This window comes from Brevibacterium renqingii (assembly GCF_017808105.1).
GTDB classification, from domain to species: domain Bacteria; phylum Actinomycetota; class Actinomycetes; order Actinomycetales; family Brevibacteriaceae; genus Brevibacterium; species Brevibacterium renqingii.
Genome location: NZ_JADBHF010000034.1, coordinates 1 through 701 on the forward strand (window position 1 = coordinate 1; position 701 = coordinate 701).

The following is a 701-nucleotide window of genomic DNA, read 5'->3' on the forward strand; positions in this document are numbered from 1 at the left end:
GGGGGTGCCCCTATATTTATTCATAGGCCCTGAACGGGGTCTGGTCGCTGGTCCTGGTATGGCTGATTTGCCCTGTCATTGATGATCCGGGGGGTGTTGCCGCCAGGAATCCAGGACGCGCGTTGACTGCTGATAGGGGCTCGGCCCAACAGTGTTGAGGTCTCGTCGTAACGTGGGTGCCAGCATCGGGTGTCATGACATACCTGCGACCACAGAACTGATGGTCGAGGAGGACTGTCATGAACACCGAATACGACGTCTGGTTAGGACTCGACGTTGGCAAAACATCTCATCACGGATGCGGGCTGGGGTCCTCAGGCGAGCGAGTCTATGATCACGAACTCCCGCAGGATGAAGCTGCGCTTCGTCACGTAATCACGACTCTGCAAGACGATCACGGTCGAGTGCTCGTCATCGTTGATCAGCCCAACACGATTGGGGCGCTTCCTGTCGCGGTTGCCCGGGATTGTGGAGCCGATATCGCTTATCTGCCGGGGTTGGCGATGCGCAAAGCTGCTGACTTGTATCCGGGTCAGGCGAAGACCGATGCCAGGGATGCGTTCATCATTGCCGACACCGCGCGTACGATGCCGCATACTCTGAGGTCCGTGGATCGGGAGTCCGATGTCCTGGCTAATCTCAAGGTCCTGGCCGGCACGGATGAAGACCTCGCGCATGACATCACCAGGGCGATCAACCGG

At 58.6% G+C, this 701-nt stretch carries 1 protein-coding gene; it reads left to right on the top strand.

Features of this window, described 5'->3' with window-relative positions:
- Nucleotides 1-239 precede the first annotated feature (239 nt).
- A partial coding sequence (locus IHE57_RS16175) for an IS110 family transposase (RefSeq protein ID WP_209374693.1) occupies nt 240-701 on the top strand: 462 nt, incomplete at its 3' end.